Raw genomic sequence first — 13,643 nt, 5'->3', positions numbered from 1 at the left:
CTGATACACGTCCCCCGGCCGTCGAAGATGGGCGCCCATGTGTAGGAGCGCGCGCGATCCGACATCCTGCGCGGGCGGTGGGCGCCCGGGGACCGTCTGCAGCCGGCCGTGCTGGCCGCCGAGTACGGAGCGAGCACGACCGTCGTGCGGGAAGCGCTCACCCGGCTGGTCGGGCAGAAGTTCGTCACTCTCGCGCCGAACCACGGGTTCTTCGTCCCCCGCCTGTGCGCGAACGACCTGCGGGACATCACCCTGATGCGCTGTCACCTCGAGTCGCTCGCGCTCAAGATGTCGATCGAACGGGGCGACGTGACCTGGGAGTCCGAACTGATCGCCCTGCCACGACCGGCTGTCGAGAACCGCGCGTCGTCTCCCCGACGCACCTGAGGAGACCAGTGAGGAGTGGGCGGCGGCGCACGGCGGGTTCCACGGCAAGCTGATCGAGGCGTGCGGGGTGCCGGTCATGCTGGACATGTGCAGCGCTCTGGTCGACGCCACTGAGCTCTACCGTCGTTGGTCCGCGCCCCGGGGGCGGCGAGTCCGCCCGTGACGTGGAGGCCGAGCACGCCGGGCTCCTCGAAGCCACGCTGGCACGCGACACGCGCACGGCGACCGAGCGCCTGCGGGCGCACTACGAGCGAACGGTGGAGATCCTGCTGGAGGATGGGCGGCTCAAGGAGGCGACCACGACGTCGTCCCACTCCTCGCGCTGAGAAGGCTGCCACCACCTCGCGGCGTACAAACACCAGTCGCCGAGCTGGCGTCTGAGGTCTGGATGAGGACACACAGCGACTCCATCAGCACTTGGTGCCCCGGCCCCGTCACTACATCCTGGCTCGGCGGGCGTCACCACCGTCGGCGGCCGCGTACGGCTCAGCGAACTCGCGCATCGCGCGACGAACTGCGGGGGTGTGATCGAATCAGTTCTGCGCCGCCTCGACCTGGTGTCCGACCGTCCACGTCGGGGACCCAACGCAAGGGCCGATCCGCGACCCATCGTGCGTTCTCTTCTGCGATCGCCAACGCGTTCGAGGCGTCGGTCGAGATGGACACGGGGCCGGACGTCCGTCGCGGCCGAGGAGCCGTTGGCGATCATGGTCGTGAGCGCAAGAGGTTGGCCGTGCGACGGGCGTTGGGCTCCGCCACCGTCGGCCACACTCTTGGCGAGAGGTGGCGGGCAGGCGCCTGCTGCCGTCCGCGTCCTCAGCGTCGGGCGGGACCGACGAGTTTGAACAGGGCGCGGGCTGCACGGTCCTTGACCGCAGTGCGGGCGGCGGTCACCGGGTTCCGGCTGACGGTGGTGGTAGCCGCTTCCTCGGCGAGGCGCGGGAACAGGGTGGCGGCGTTGTCGTGGTCGATTGCCCGGTTCAACGTTCCTCCACCCTGACGGTCCTTGCGCTGCTTGTCGGCCGAGGTCCGGGGGCGAGGAGGGCCCGAAGGCCCTGCTTCTGCCGACGATCGCTGCGTGGTCAGCCGGGTCCTGAGGCGGCGACCTGGACGAGGACGAACGGGGCGACGGCGAAGATCAGGTACGCGAACCAGCGCTGCAGCCGCACGGTCGGAACCCGGTGGGCGAGGCGCCCGGCGAGCACGGAGCCGACGACGGCGGTGCTGGCGAAGGCGAGGGTGACGGCGGGATCGAGGTGGACCTCGCCGAGGTGGGCGGCGAACCCGGCAGCGGAGTTGACCACGATGACCGCGAGTGAGGTGGCGACCGCTGAGCCCATCGGGAGGCCGAGGAGCAGCACGAACGCCGGGATGATCAGAAAGCCGCCGCCGACGCCGAACAGGCCGGTGAGGAACCCGACGGCGAGCCCGCCTGCGATGGACTTGGGCAGGCAGCCGCGCCAGTTCACCCCGCCCTCGGGCAGGGCGCAGCCCCCGCCGACCCAGTCGCCCCCGGCGAGCATGCGGGTACCGGCGGCGATCATCAGCAGGGCGAATCCGGCGAGGACCAACCGGGGGTCGAGCAGGCGGTTGACCGCCGCCCCGGCGAACGCCGCACCCGCCCCGGTCACCCCGAAGATCCCCGCGATGCCAGCTCGGCCAGGCGGTGGGGAACGAGTACCTCGTAGGCCTCGCCGATGCCGAGCACCGTCCACCCCGTGCGCGTGCTGGGGTCGATCTCGTCGACCTGGAAGGCCACGACGGCGCCCCGAGTGGCCGCGGCCAGCTTGCCCCCGCCTCCGGTGCGGAAGAGGACCTCCTCGCCGTCGAGGAGGTAGGTCACCGGCTGGGCCGCCGGGAGGGCGGAGTCGGTGAAGACGACACGGCCGATCATCCCAGTGGCGAGCAGGCGGAGGCACTCGGCCTCGTCGAGCTCCACCAGGTCGACGATCGCTGCTCGATCTGCGACTTTCACTGCTGGCCCCGTTCTGTCCATCCGACTCTCGATGATCCCCCCTGCCGCGGGGAGCGGAAAGGGTCGAAGGTCCTCGCCGGGCGGGACGGGCTGGTCAATTCCGGGTGTCCGGTGACCTCGGCGCTCCAGGCGAGTGCACACTCGATCCCCTCGGCCAGCACATCGATGTCGGAGACCCCGGCGTTGGCGTTGACGGCGACCGTGAGCGTGCCGGCGTAGGACAGCGCGGCGATCGCGACCGGAATGTCCGCGGCCAGCGGTGCGACCGGCAGCGCCTCCAGCAACCGGGCGCCGGCGAGCCATAGCGGCTGCGGCGGCCCGGGCACGTTCGTCACGAAGAGGTTGATGTGCCGGGCGGCGTGGCGACGCATCCAGCGCACCGCGGCGCGCGCCAGGGGTTCCGGGAGGTGCAGGACGTCGAACACGTCGCCGCCGCCGGCGCGCTGCCGGGCCTTCAGCCTGGTCGTTGTCGCCGTGATCGTCACCAGGCGCTGGCGCGGGTCGGGGTCACCGACGGGCAGGCCGAGGAGCAGCATCGCGGCGGTCTGCCCGGCGCCCGTGGCGCCGACGGGCATGGAGGCGCGCAGTGTGAGCCCGTCGACGCTCTTGCCGCGGGCGAGGAGTAGCTCGCGCAACCCAGTGCTGACGGCGCTCAGCAGCACGTCGTTCACGGTGGCGCCGACCGCGCGCCCGCCCGCGCGTAGCTCGGCGAGGGGGAACCGGGCGACGGCCAAGCGCCGGCCGGTGCCGACGCGCCGCGGGAGCGAGGTGGCCGGTGCGGTCTCGCGGATGTCGCCCGCCGCATCGCGGACCTGCCGCGCGGTCCGACGCAGTGCCGCGGGGAGCCGGGGGACGCCTCGCAGCGCCGCGGCGACGGCTCGGCGCCGAGTTCGGCGGGCGTCCGTCACGAGCGCCCGGTGTGTGAGGGCCGGGCCTGCCGAGGGCGCGGGCGTAGCGTCGACCGTCGCGTCCGGGAAGGCGTCGAGCAGGCGGCCGACGATCGCTACACCGGTGAGCCCGTCGGCGACCACGTGGTGGAGCACGATCAGCAGGCCGAAGCGCCCGTCGGGAAGAGCGTCGACGATCTCGATGCGCCAGAGTGGCCGAGCCGGGTCCAGCCGCCGCACGATCCGGTCGGCGCTCCAGGCCGCGGAGTCAGCGCCCGTGGGCAGAGTCGTGGCCCCGATGTGGTCGAGGGGGTCGAACGCCGGGTCGGACACCCAGACCGGCCGGCCCTCGCCGGAGCGGGTCCAGTGGATGCGCCGGCCCAGCTCCGGCGCGCGCCGCACCCGGCGGGCCAAGTCCGCACGCACCCGCTCGACGTCGAGGCGGCAGGCCACGCCGCGCAGCGGCGCCGCATCGAACTCGCCGAGCAGCGCGATATGGGACGGCGCGTCGCTGCTCTCCGCCCACAGGTTCGCGAGATCGGCGAGTCGCAGCCAGTGCAGTTCCAGGTCGTCGCCCGACATCACACCTCCTCCCTGCGGACAGGTCCAGCGTTCCGGGGCACAGGCGACGCGGCCCCGGTCGGAGGTCCCGTGTGGCGTGGCCGTCCGGCCTCTGCCCGGACCCGCGGTGGACGTGCAGCCTGTGGTTCATGAACGCGAAGGAGAGGCGCGCGCCGTGGCGGACCTGGCTCCTGGGCTGGTTCGGGATGCTTGCGCTCGCGCTGCTGAACGGCGCGTTCCGAGCGGTGGTCACCCAGCCCCTTCTGGGCGAGACCACGGCCAGGGCGCTGGCCACGGTGATCCTGCTCGCGGCCCTCACGGGCTACGTCTGGTGGCTACACCGGCGCCGCCCGATCCCGACCGAGCGGCAGGCGTGGGCGACCGGCCTGGCCTGGCTGGCGATGACGCTGACCTTCGAGTTCGGGTGGGGCGGCCTCGTCGAGGGCCTGCCCTGGGCGACGATGCTCGCCGACTACGACGTCACCGCGGGCCGGATCTGGGTCCTCGTCCCGATCTGGATCGTGCTGGTGCCGGTGATCGTCCGCAGGACCCAGACCGCCGTCCACCTCACGGACGTCGGGTGAGGGCACGCCCGCTCCGGCGCTACCACCCTCCGTTCACGCGGCGCGCGTCCCGAGGCGACCTGCGTTGCACAGCGTGCTGAGGAGCAAGAGCAGGGCTGTCTGGCCGAGGACGCCGGGCGCGAGCGTCGGAGCCGGCCCGACCGTCTTGGTGACCGCGTACCAGCCCCTCTCGAGCAGAGGCAGGGAGTCCCACGTGTCGGCGAAGCGCTGGTCGAGCTCTCCCGCATGGAAATTGACCAGGATATGGTCGAAAACGCCGTAGATCGAGGCGCCGAGCACGATGAGCGCGAGCACCCGGATGACCGCCGTGCCCCGCTCGTCCGGCAGCAGGAGCAATGCCGTGGCTACGACGAGTACGGCCAGAGCCAGCCACGGGATCAGTTGTTCGAGGCCGTTCCAGTGCCTTTCGGCCGCCAGTTCGAATGCGGTCGAGAGGATGCCGATCACGGTCAGTGCGACGAGGCCGCGTCGAACGAGAACCATGATCGGTGTGCCCCTCGGCCAGAGCGTCTCGCTCACGGGGCGAGCGCGGAAACGATCTTGTCGGTCGTCTCCTGTCCCGGGTTGTACTTGGCGAGGTTCTCCCGGAGCTTGGCGAGGTTCGGATCGTCGGCGGGATACGGGCGGTACTCGACGACCTCCTCGGCCCACCGCTCGGGATTGCTCACCCCCGCGCTCTCCAAGGCAGCCGCGATCTCGTCCTCGGATGCCGTGTTCGCTGAGACCTTCGACGCGGAGGACGTGGCCGGGCCGCTGCTGCCGGTCGTGGCGGAGCCGGTCGTCGGCGCGGAAGGAGCAGCGCCGGTCGGTGTGCTCGTCGAGCCGCCGCAACCGGCCAAGCCGAAGGCGAGGACGCCGGCGGCGCATGTGGCGGCCAGTCGTGCAGTACTGAGGTTCATCGGATTCTCCTGTCATGAGGGTGACGGGTCAGAGGCAACGTAAGAATCCCGATGAACGCTGTGACCGCGCTGAGGAACCTCGGATCTCTGCGCGAACAGGTTCAATCCGGACGAATTGATCCCGGTGAGGATGCGAATCCAGCGAAGGCTGGGCAACTAAGGGTTGCCTATCGTAAGGATCACGGCCCCTGTCCGGTGCACGGCTGTCGACTCCTCGGTTGATCGCGACGAAGAGGTGGAGGTCCTGCCCGAGGTCGTCCGTCCCCGCGCCGGCCCGTCGACCGAGACTGCGCCGGGCTGGCCGAGCCGGATGCCTCGGCGCTCCTCGGGCGGGGCGCGGTAGTCCGGCCCGCGCCGGGCGTGTGGGAAGGCGTGGGGCCATTTGTGGGGCCGGTCGATACCAGACGTCGCGCGCGGGTGCGTGCCGCCGGACACCGAGCCGAAGGACCCGGTGAGCCCGGGCCGATCGGCGCTGCCGCGGATACCGGCGCGGCTGCACCGTGAGTCCGAACCCGACAGAGAGGACCACTGATGAGCACACCGCAGGGTCAGCGGCGGATCGTCGTCGGCATCGACGGCTCACCGGAAGCGCTGGCCGCCGTTCGCTGGGCGGCCGCCGAAGCGGTGCGGCGCGGCGCGAGTTTGCGCCTGGTCACCTCCATCGAGTGGCTCGACCGCCCCGCCATCGGCCCGCCCATCCCGGGGCACAGCGTCGCCGACAGCCTGTTCGAACTGGCCGGGAAGGGCCTCGACGAAGCAGCGGACGCGGCGAAGAAGATCGCTCCCGAAGTGGGGGTCGACCGCGAGGCCGTCGTCGGCTACCCCGTCGCGGTGCTCGCCGGCGAGTCGCGACACGCCGGCCTGCTGGTGGTCGGCGCGAGTGGGCACGGTCGGATCACCTCGCTCGTGGCGGGATCGGTCGCGGTCGGCGTGGCGACGCACGCGTCGTGCCCCGTGGTCGTGGTCAGGGGCGAGGACCATGGCCGCACGGCCCCGGTCGTCGTCAGTGTCGATCCCTCTCACATCGGCGAGGCGGCGATTGCGTTCGCGTTCGAGGCCGTATCTGCGCACGGCGTACCGCTGATCGCAGTGCACACCTGGGGCTTCCCTCCCGGCGACGGGCGGACCGCGCCGATGTGGGGTGAGCTCATCGACGACGCGGAGCGAGAGCTCGCGGAAAGCCTTGCCGGGTGGACCGAGAAGTACCCCGACGTCCCCGTCCGGCGCATCGTGAGCCACAGCACCGCCGCTCGTCGGCTGATCGACCTGTCGGAGGAGGCGCAGCTCGTCGTCGTCGGGTCGCGGGGACACGGCGAGCTGGTCGGACTGGTCCTCGGCTCGGTCAGCAACGCCGTGGTGCACCGCGCCGCATGCCCGGTCGCCGTGGTGCGGCCAGCGCGAACATGACCACTGCTGGTGCCGGTCAGGGAGGGGGGTCCACAGGCCCGATCGTGAAGACCCGATCCGGTGAGGTCCGCGGAACAGTCGTGGACGCGGTCGCGGTGTTCAAGGGGATCCCGTTCGCCGCACCGCCGTTCGGCAACCACCGGCTCCGTCCACCGCAGCCGGTCGAGCCGTGGAGCGGGGTGCGGGACGCGACCGCGTTCGGCGCAGCGCCTCCGGCACTGCCGCTCCCGCCGGAGGTCGCAGCGCTCATCCCGGATGCCGGGGTGGTCCCCGGCGAGGACTGCCTGAACCTCAACATCTGGACGCCGAAGGTGGGTGCGGTCGCTCTTCCCGTCATGGTGTGGATCACCGGGGGCTTCTTCGAGTTCGGTTTCGGCGCCTCCTACGACGGCCGGCGGTTCGCCCGGGACGGGGTCGTCTGCGTGACGTTCAACTACCGCGCCGGGGCGGAGGGCTTCCTCGATCTCGGGGACGGCCTGGCAAACGTCGGCCTGCTCGACCAGGTCGCCGCGCTCGAGTGGGTCCGCGACAACATCGCCACCTTCGGTGGCGATCCCGGCAACGTCACGGTGTTCGGCGAGTCGGCGGGGGCGATGAGCATCGCGACGCTGCTGGCGATGCCCCGGGCGCAGGGCCTGTTCCGCCGCGCCATCCTCCAGAGCGGGGCGGCGAACGCGGTCACCCCGACCGCGGCCGCCCAGCGGATCGCCCGCGGTCTCGCTGCGCGGCTCGGCGTGCCCCCCACCCGTGACGCGATCGCCGCGGTGCCGGTCGAGCGGTTGCTGCAGGCCCAGGAGGAGCTGAAGGTCGACCTGGAAGCGGATCGAGGTCGCTGGGGCCCGGAGGTGGCGGCCGGCGGGTTGCCGTGGCAGCCCTCGGTGGACGGCGATGTCGTGCCGGACCGGCCGATCGACCGGATCACCGCCGGCGCTGGGGCCGGGATCGATCTGATCGTCGGGACCAACGTCGACGAGGGTCGGGTGTCCTTGGTCGCCACGGGCATGGCGGATCGAATTCCGGTCGAGGCCGTCACCGCGACCGCCGCGACGTTCGGGCTGCCGGCCGACATCGCTGTCGCCGCGTACCGCGCCGTTCACCCCGACGGCGGCAACGGCGACCTGCTCGCCGCCCTCCAGACCGACGGCTTCTGGCGCGTCCCGGCCCTGCGGCTGGCCGACGCGCACGCGGACGCACCGGCCGCCACCTACATGTACGAGTTCGCCTGGCGCTCACCGGCGTTCGGCGGGCTGCTGGGCGCCTGCCACGGATTGGAGATCGCGTTCGTCTTCGACACCCTCGACCCGTCGTTCCGGCCGATGCTAGGGCCCGCTCTCGGCGACCATCCGCCCCAGCAGCTCGCCGACGCCATGCACGCGGCTTGGGTCGGGTTCGCGACGAGCGGGGACCCCGGCTGGCCGCGCTACGACCTCCCCCGCCGGGCGACGATGCGGTTCGACACCACCAGCGAAGTGGTCGACGACCCCCGAGCCGCTGAACGTGAACTGTGGGACGGGGTGCTCTGAACTCGCGGGCGTCTCCTCGTCGCGTTCTCTGCTCCAGAGACCAACGTCCGGCGGCGTGTCGCCGCGGTGAATGTCCGAGACGGGCCCGGATGGGACCGAAGGCCTGTCGACCAGGGTCTGGAGCCACTGCCGTCGACATCGTTCTCCGGCGAGCCTGGCCTCCGGAGAGTCAAGGAGGCAGTCGGCGTGGACGGATCCCCGCTCGGTGAAGCCGCGCTGGAGTTCGCCTACGAGCAAGCGAGCGTCCGCGGTGTCCCTCTGATCGCCGTGCACACGTGGTGGGACTTGATCGCCGATCCGAAGATCGAGCCGCTGGCGGACTGGGACGCGATGGAAGCCGACGCGAAGGTTGTTCTCGCCGAGCGGCTGGCCGGGTGGCCGGAGAAGTACCCCGACGTCCGCGTCCACCGCATGGTGACGCGCGAACGCCCAGCCCATGCGCTGGTGGCAGAGTCGCGCCGGGCGCAGTTGGTGGTCGTCGGATCGCGAGGTAGAGGTAGCGCGGCCAGCCTGATGCTCGGCTCGGTGAGCCACGCCGTGCTGCACCGTTCGCACTGCTCGGTGGCGATCGTCCGGTAGCCGAGCGGTGAGCTCGGCCACGCTCCCGGCAACTCGGGTGCGGAGCGATCCGTCACGGCACGGTCTTGCTGACCGGCCTCAGCAGCGCGCGGATCTCCTCGGGGAGCTGGTTGAGGACCTTGTCGATCTGGGCCGGTGGGAGGTGGCGCAGCACCGCGGTGGTGGTGGCAGGTGCCGCCTTGCCGACGTCGTGAACGGAGATGCCCGCGTCGCGCGCGAAACGGGCGCGATAGCCCTCGGCGTCGTACATCGCCGGCACCTCGCTGGGATTCCACCCGGCGTAGAAGACGCCTCTGACCAGGTCGGGGAGCTGAGCCGCGAAGTGGGCGCTCACCTCGACGCCAAGGCGGTCGCGCAGCGTGTGCAGCCACGCGCGCAGCACCCGGTAGGCGAACTCCCGATCTTCGGTGTCGAACTCCTCTGCCACGTCGCGGATCCAGGTGTTCGCGGTGTGCAGCGCATGCTCGAGCGCTAAGACCTTCGAGCTGACGGACATGGTCAACCTCCTCCTCGAATTACTTCCCGCTCCGGCAAAGGCTGATCAGACCCGCAGAGGCCGAGCTGTTCCGGCGGGCCGTTACCGGGCACGATCAGGACGGCGTCGCGCCCCCGAGCCGCAGGTGACCACTGCTTTGCTCGGCGCGCCGGCGCCGTTGGCGTACTCGGCTTGCAGTCCGGGGTTCGCGCACACCGCGCAACCGCCCGAACCGGAAGATCACACCGCGTTCGTACTGTCGCACGATCGCGATGCCGAGGCTCGCCACCGGAATCAGCCTCCTTGGCCGTCGGTCAGGTAGGACACCCAGCCGGCGAGGTCGGCGAGTCGGTCGTAGTCGTCCTCCTCGATGCGCCGCCCGGTGCGCTCGCTGACGCGGGTGACGACGGCCAGGAAGTCCAGCGAGTCGAGTCCGAGCGTCTCGCGCAGGTCGTCGTGCTCGGTGAGCGTGTCGAGGGCGGGCCCCGGGGCGACGGAGCGCAGCACGTCGCGCACCAGGGCCTCGGCTTGCTCGTCGGTCATGCGGACGGGTGAGTTCATCTACAGCTCCTCGGGTGCGTGCAGGCGGCGGTCGATCTCGCGCAGCAGGCGAGCGCCGACGGCGCCGTCGGAGGCGCGGTGGTCGGCGGCGAGCGTGACGGTGACGACGGGCCGGACGGTCACGGTGTCGCCGTCGGCCCAGGGACGCCGCCGAACCGTGCCGAAGCCGACGAGCGCGACCTGCGGCGGGTGGATCACCCCGTCCACGCGGTCGACGCCCAGCTCGCCGAGGTTGGTCACGGTGATCGTGGCGCCCGAGGCCTCGGACGAGCGCATCCGTCCGGCCCGTGCGCGCTCGGCCGACGCGCGCGTGCGGGCCATCAGCTCTTCGGGCCCGAGCGCGCCGGCGTCGTGGACGACCGGGACGGCGAGGCCGCCCTCGCGCAGCGACACCGCCACCCCGAGGTGCACGGCGTGGGAGGGGACGAAGTGCCCGTCGAGCCAGTGCCCGTTGAGCTCCGGGACGGCGCGAGCGGCCAGCACGACCGCGCGACCGCGCGTAGCAGCACGGCGGCGGGCAGTACCTTGCGCCCCGCCCCGGCCCGGCCGCGGACCGCCGGAAGGACATGCCGGGCCGGCGGCGAAATGCAGGGATGTCTGTCGGGCCGTTCCCCGGCTGCGGGCGGCGTCTCGGATGCCGGTACGGGGACGGCGTTCGCTACGGTCACGGTCGTGATGAAGCCTGCTGGTGATGAGCTTCGACCCGACGGCGGCGAGGCGACGGCCGGGTATGGCGGGCACGAACAGCTGCTTGACATCTGGCGGGCTGACCGGCCCGATGCGGTCGTGGTGGCTGTCAGCGGTGCAGTCGATGGTCTGACCGCGCCCCGATTGCGGTCTGCGCTCGCCGTCGCACTGAACCGCCTGGACGGTCGCTCGGTCATCGTCGATCTCACGAACGTGCGGTTCTTCGGTTCGCCGGGTCTGCGCGCGCTGGCGGAGAGCGCTGAGCAGGCAGCCGCGAAGCCGGGGTTCCTCCCGCTACGCATCGTGGTCGACCGGAACCGGCCGGTTTTGCGGCCGATCGAACTGGTCGGCTATGACGCGATCCTCGCCCTGTACCACGACGTCGAGGATGCAGTGAAGGATAAGCCGCTCACGTAGCGGGTAGCAGTCGAAAGCCCCCTGTATCCCCGGACGAAGGACAAGTTGCGACGTGTTGCCGCCATCTGAGCAGGACGAGGGGCCTGCTGGCATTCCTCGGTCGCTCTCAGGTGGCGCGCCGGACCCAGTCGTCGCCGAGGATCTTCAACTCGAGCTGGCGGCAGACTGGGCTGCCCCGTCGATCGCGCGTGACCGGTTCGAGCGGTGGTTGCGCGACCTGAGCTGGCCGAGCGGGCAGAGCGGGGATCTGGTGCTCGCGTTGAGCGAGGCGGTCAGCAACGGTGTCGAGCACGGCTACCAAATCCCGGCCGGCGCGGGTCGACAGGACCTCGCCGCGGGAACGGTGCAGGTTTGTGCCCGGGTGCTGGTGGAGGCGGACGGCCGGCGCCGGATCGCGCTCACCGTGCGGGATCACGGGCGCTGGCGCGAGCCGGTCGCACCGGCTCGTTTCAGAGGACACGGACTCAGCATCATCCGGGCCTGCGTGGACCAGTTCAGCATCGACGCCGGCCCGGCCGGCACCATTCTCACGCTTCTCACCCGAGCGGCCCCGTCCCCTCCTGATCCCCGGGCAGCGGGGTGCTGGTGACGGCCACATCCGAACCACCTAAATGCAGCACACCTAGACAATGCACCAGTTGAGTGTCGAGGACAGGCCGAGAAGCCGTTCCTTTTCGTCAGGCCAGATGCGAGGTCCTACCTGCGCGAGCAGGCTCATCTGTCGCAGTGCGACGTACCTGAAGGATGCGGATGCTGCCAGGGACGGCCACCAGCAGCACTCCCGCAACTGCGGCGAAGAGCAGCGCCACGCCCGTGGGGAGCGTTCCTGTCCAGGCAAGGAAGGTGATCTGTACCGGGTTCCCGTTCTGCAGGACGAAGATCAACAGGAACGCCAGCACAATTGCCGAGAGGATCAGTCCCACCCACAGTCCGCTGATCCGGCTTCGTGGCGCAGCCCTCGTGCCGGCCATGTCACTCTTCCCATTGGTGGTCTGCGGCTTATCGTTCATGATGTTCTCCCTCTGAAGTGTCGGGCCTCCGAGCCGGGGAGTGGTTGGCTCGTCCCGCTCGATCGGTTGACTCGTGCTCGCCTGCTGTGGGTGACGATCGACCCTCCTTTGACGTGTGTCGTCATCCCGGCGCACGCCTGCTCAGACGGGAGGACGCCATGGTGATCGGGGATTCGCCGTACCATCCGCGCTACGCGCGGCTACCTGATCCGTCGTTGGGCCGTCCGGCGTAGATCGCCCATGCGATGGCGGCCGCGGCGGCGACCGAAGAGATCACCACGAGTGACCCGATCAAGGCGAGGAATCCGAACACGATCGAGGCGAGAGCCCAGATCGGCACGATGGTGACACCCGGGAGATCCTGATCCTCGCGGAAGGGCTCCTGCTTCGCGGTGTTGTCGCCGTTGTCAAAGTTGATCTGCTCGCGGCGGCCGCCAGGTTCGATGAGGTCCGACATGCGATCGCCTCCTCGTGAGCGGAGTACCCGACGTGAACACCGCCGTGCTTGTCGCCCACCTACCGTCAGGTAATCGTCAGGATCGTTACGTTGCCCGGGCGGTCCGGCATGAGCCTGACTCCCGGATCCGTGCTCGCGCTGCACGGTCGCTCGGCCGTGAAAGCATGTTCACGATCAACTCCTCAACCTGACGATCCCCTTGCGAAACGGGTCGGCACGGCAGGCGGGAGGCCTGCGTGCTGCCGGGTCGGCGAGAATCTGGAGCGGGTACGGCGACCGGAGCGGGTTCGGCGATCGGAGGAGCGATGCGGGGACGATCAGGTGGTGGGCGTGGGAGCGCGGTCAATCGCGAGCTGTCTGCCGAGTTCGACGGCGTTCTGCCGCGCGTGATGGTGGAAGCCGAGATCGCGGTCGCGGAGGCGGAGCTGCTCGGACAGGTCCCACCTGGGTCGCTCGACGAATTGCTCCACCGCCTGGCCGGGCACCGGCTGTGGGAACGCGCTGGGGCGCGCTGATCGATCGCGTTCGGCCACGCCGAGGAGGATCTATGCAGGCTCGGCTGCTGCTCGTGGAGGACGACGAGCGGATTCGTCAGGCTCTCGGGCTCGCGCTCGCTGATGAGGGGTGCGACGTGGTCGAGGCCGAGTCGGGAGAGCAAGCCCTCGGCCTGCTCGGAACGACGACGGTGGATGTCGTCCTCCTCGACCTCATGCTGCCGGGGGTGGACGGGCTCGACGTGTGCCGCACCCTGCGTGCCCAGGGGGATCTCCCGATCATCATCGTGTCGGCCAGGACCGACTCCGCGGATGTGATCGAAGGGTTGGAGGCCGGCGCGGATGACTACGTCACCAAGCCCTTGGTCGCGAGTGAGCTTTCAGCCCGCATCCGCGCGCTCCTGCGCCGGCGGCTGGGCGCCGGGGAGGCGCGGCGCTCGCTGCGCATCGGTGACGTCGAGATCGTCCCGGAGGAGGACGTGGTTCGCCGGGCCGGTGCGGAGGTGCACCTCACTCGCACCGAGTTCCGCCTGCTCGTCGAGCTCGCCGCCGCGGGCGGGCGAGTCGTCACCCGGGAGGAGCTGCTGAAGCGGGTGTGGGGCTACGGCTACTTCGGTGACACCCGGCTCCTGGACGTGCACATCCGGCGGCTGCGCCGCAAGATCGAGCGCGACCCCGACGACCCCGAACGTGTACTCACCGTGCGTGGGCGCGGGTACAAGGCGGGCGGCGCCGGATGA

22 protein-coding genes are annotated in these 13,643 nt (G+C 70.9%); 10 read left to right on the top strand and 12 right to left on the bottom strand.

Translation table 11 applies throughout. The features are described from left to right. Positions 1–63: 63 nt before the first annotated feature. Genes FHX44_RS40590 through FHX44_RS42600 form a run of 3 tightly spaced genes read left to right on the top strand, consistent with a single transcriptional unit; the run spans position 64 to position 713 of the window. Positions 64–387, top strand: coding sequence for a GntR family transcriptional regulator (locus FHX44_RS40590; RefSeq protein ID WP_147260609.1), 324 nt, complete (start codon positions 64–66; stop codon positions 385–387). Further along, on the top strand, positions 350–550 hold the full coding sequence (locus FHX44_RS44395; RefSeq protein ID WP_147261880.1) for an FCD domain-containing protein: 201 nt from the start codon (positions 350–352) through the stop codon (positions 548–550). Before FHX44_RS40590 ends, FHX44_RS44395 begins: the two co-directional genes overlap by 38 nt. A 1-nt stretch (position 551) precedes the next feature. Further along, the gene (locus FHX44_RS42600) at positions 552–713 is read left to right on the top strand and encodes a hypothetical protein (protein WP_170309253.1); all 162 of its coding nucleotides are present in this window, start codon (positions 552–554) and stop codon (positions 711–713) included. 490 nt (positions 714–1,203) lie between these two features. Here FHX44_RS42600 and FHX44_RS42595 read toward each other — a convergent pair whose 3' ends face one another. From FHX44_RS42595 to FHX44_RS40570, 4 genes are all read right to left on the bottom strand, one after another. Then, on the bottom strand, positions 1,204–1,371 hold the full coding sequence (locus FHX44_RS42595; protein ID WP_170309252.1) for a hypothetical protein: 168 nt from the start codon (positions 1,369–1,371) through the stop codon (positions 1,204–1,206). A 98-nt stretch (positions 1,372–1,469) separates the two neighbouring features. Next, positions 1,470–2,018: a sulfite exporter TauE/SafE family protein gene (locus tag FHX44_RS40580; protein ID WP_212612879.1), complete on the bottom strand. Its 549-nt coding sequence runs from the start codon at positions 2,016–2,018 to the stop codon at positions 1,470–1,472. Next, positions 2,015–2,326: a pyridoxamine 5'-phosphate oxidase family protein gene (locus tag FHX44_RS40575; protein WP_212612878.1), complete on the bottom strand. Its 312-nt coding sequence runs from the start codon at positions 2,324–2,326 to the stop codon at positions 2,015–2,017. The genes FHX44_RS40580 and FHX44_RS40575 overlap by 4 nt, the downstream gene beginning before the upstream one ends. 32 nt (positions 2,327–2,358) lie before the next feature. Next, complete coding sequence (locus FHX44_RS40570; RefSeq protein ID WP_147260606.1) at positions 2,359–3,831, bottom strand: wax ester/triacylglycerol synthase domain-containing protein; 1,473 nt, start codon at positions 3,829–3,831, stop codon at positions 2,359–2,361. A gap of 128 nt (positions 3,832–3,959) precedes the next feature. Here FHX44_RS40570 and FHX44_RS40565 point away from each other — a divergent pair, with 128 nt between their 5' ends. Continuing rightward, entirely contained in the window at positions 3,960–4,394 is a 435-nt protein-coding gene (locus tag FHX44_RS40565; protein WP_147260605.1) for a hypothetical protein, read from the top strand. 33 nt (positions 4,395–4,427) lie between these two features. On the opposite strand, the gene FHX44_RS40560 is transcribed toward FHX44_RS40565, so the two are convergent. Together FHX44_RS40560 and FHX44_RS40555 are read right to left on the bottom strand one after the other, a co-directional pair. After that, a complete protein-coding gene (locus FHX44_RS40560; protein ID WP_212612877.1) occupies positions 4,428–4,913 on the bottom strand; it encodes a hypothetical protein in 486 nt (161 codons plus the stop codon). Continuing rightward, positions 4,910–5,293: a hypothetical protein gene (locus FHX44_RS40555; protein ID WP_212612876.1), complete on the bottom strand. Its 384-nt coding sequence runs from the start codon at positions 5,291–5,293 to the stop codon at positions 4,910–4,912. The genes FHX44_RS40560 and FHX44_RS40555 overlap by 4 nt, the downstream gene beginning before the upstream one ends. Positions 5,294–5,824: 531 nt before the next feature. On the opposite strand from FHX44_RS40555, the gene FHX44_RS40550 reads away from it, so the two are divergent. From FHX44_RS40550 to FHX44_RS40540, 3 genes are all read left to right on the top strand, one after another. Continuing rightward, positions 5,825–6,700 carry a universal stress protein gene (locus FHX44_RS40550; protein ID WP_147260604.1) on the top strand — a complete coding sequence of 292 codons (876 nt, stop codon included), beginning with the start codon at positions 5,825–5,827 and terminating at the stop codon, positions 6,698–6,700. Next, a complete protein-coding gene (locus FHX44_RS40545) occupies positions 6,697–8,223 on the top strand; it encodes a carboxylesterase/lipase family protein (RefSeq protein ID WP_147260603.1) in 1,527 nt (508 codons plus the stop codon). Before FHX44_RS40550 ends, FHX44_RS40545 begins: the two co-directional genes overlap by 4 nt. 186 nt (positions 8,224–8,409) lie before the next feature. Then, positions 8,410–8,802 carry a universal stress protein gene (locus FHX44_RS40540; protein WP_170309251.1) on the top strand — a complete coding sequence of 131 codons (393 nt, stop codon included), beginning with the start codon at positions 8,410–8,412 and terminating at the stop codon, positions 8,800–8,802. A gap of 52 nt (positions 8,803–8,854) precedes the next feature. On the opposite strand, the gene FHX44_RS40535 is transcribed toward FHX44_RS40540, so the two are convergent. The 3 genes from FHX44_RS40535 to FHX44_RS43685 form a co-directional block, all read right to left on the bottom strand. Next, positions 8,855–9,298 carry a DUF2267 domain-containing protein gene (locus tag FHX44_RS40535; RefSeq protein ID WP_147260601.1) on the bottom strand — a complete coding sequence of 148 codons (444 nt, stop codon included), beginning with the start codon at positions 9,296–9,298 and terminating at the stop codon, positions 8,855–8,857. 273 nt (positions 9,299–9,571) lie between these two features. Then, positions 9,572–9,838: an acyl carrier protein gene (locus tag FHX44_RS40530; RefSeq protein WP_246170860.1), complete on the bottom strand. Its 267-nt coding sequence runs from the start codon at positions 9,836–9,838 to the stop codon at positions 9,572–9,574. After that, a complete protein-coding gene (locus tag FHX44_RS43685) occupies positions 9,839–10,321 on the bottom strand; it encodes a 2-oxo acid dehydrogenase subunit E2 (protein WP_246170859.1) in 483 nt (160 codons plus the stop codon). Between the two features lie 192 nt (positions 10,322–10,513). Between FHX44_RS43685 and FHX44_RS42590 the strand changes: the two genes are divergently transcribed. Both FHX44_RS42590 and FHX44_RS40515 read left to right on the top strand, forming a co-directional pair. Further along, complete coding sequence (locus FHX44_RS42590; protein WP_246171055.1) at positions 10,514–10,942, top strand: STAS domain-containing protein; 429 nt, start codon at positions 10,514–10,516, stop codon at positions 10,940–10,942. Between the two features lie 52 nt (positions 10,943–10,994). After that, positions 10,995–11,531, top strand: a complete 537-nt coding sequence (locus tag FHX44_RS40515; RefSeq protein ID WP_170309249.1) for an ATP-binding protein — start codon at positions 10,995–10,997, stop codon at positions 11,529–11,531. 88 nt (positions 11,532–11,619) lie between these two features. Here FHX44_RS40515 and FHX44_RS40510 read toward each other — a convergent pair whose 3' ends face one another. From FHX44_RS40510 to FHX44_RS42585, 3 genes are all read right to left on the bottom strand, one after another. Further along, complete coding sequence (locus FHX44_RS40510) at positions 11,620–11,952, bottom strand: LapA family protein (protein WP_246170858.1); 333 nt, start codon at positions 11,950–11,952, stop codon at positions 11,620–11,622. A gap of 190 nt (positions 11,953–12,142) precedes the next feature. Then, positions 12,143–12,409, bottom strand: coding sequence for a hypothetical protein (locus FHX44_RS40505; RefSeq protein WP_147260599.1), 267 nt, complete (start codon positions 12,407–12,409; stop codon positions 12,143–12,145). Between the two features lie 317 nt (positions 12,410–12,726). Then, complete coding sequence (locus FHX44_RS42585) at positions 12,727–12,942, bottom strand: hypothetical protein (RefSeq protein ID WP_170309248.1); 216 nt, start codon at positions 12,940–12,942, stop codon at positions 12,727–12,729. 14 nt (positions 12,943–12,956) lie between these two features. Here FHX44_RS42585 and FHX44_RS40495 point away from each other — a divergent pair, with 14 nt between their 5' ends. After that, on the top strand, positions 12,957–13,643 hold the full coding sequence (locus tag FHX44_RS40495; protein WP_147260597.1) for a response regulator transcription factor: 687 nt from the start codon (positions 12,957–12,959) through the stop codon (positions 13,641–13,643).

It is taken from the genome of Pseudonocardia hierapolitana (genome assembly GCF_007994075.1).
Classification (GTDB): Bacteria; Actinomycetota; Actinomycetes; order Mycobacteriales; family Pseudonocardiaceae; genus Pseudonocardia; species Pseudonocardia hierapolitana.
This window is presented reverse-complemented; position numbering and strand designations above follow the sequence as displayed.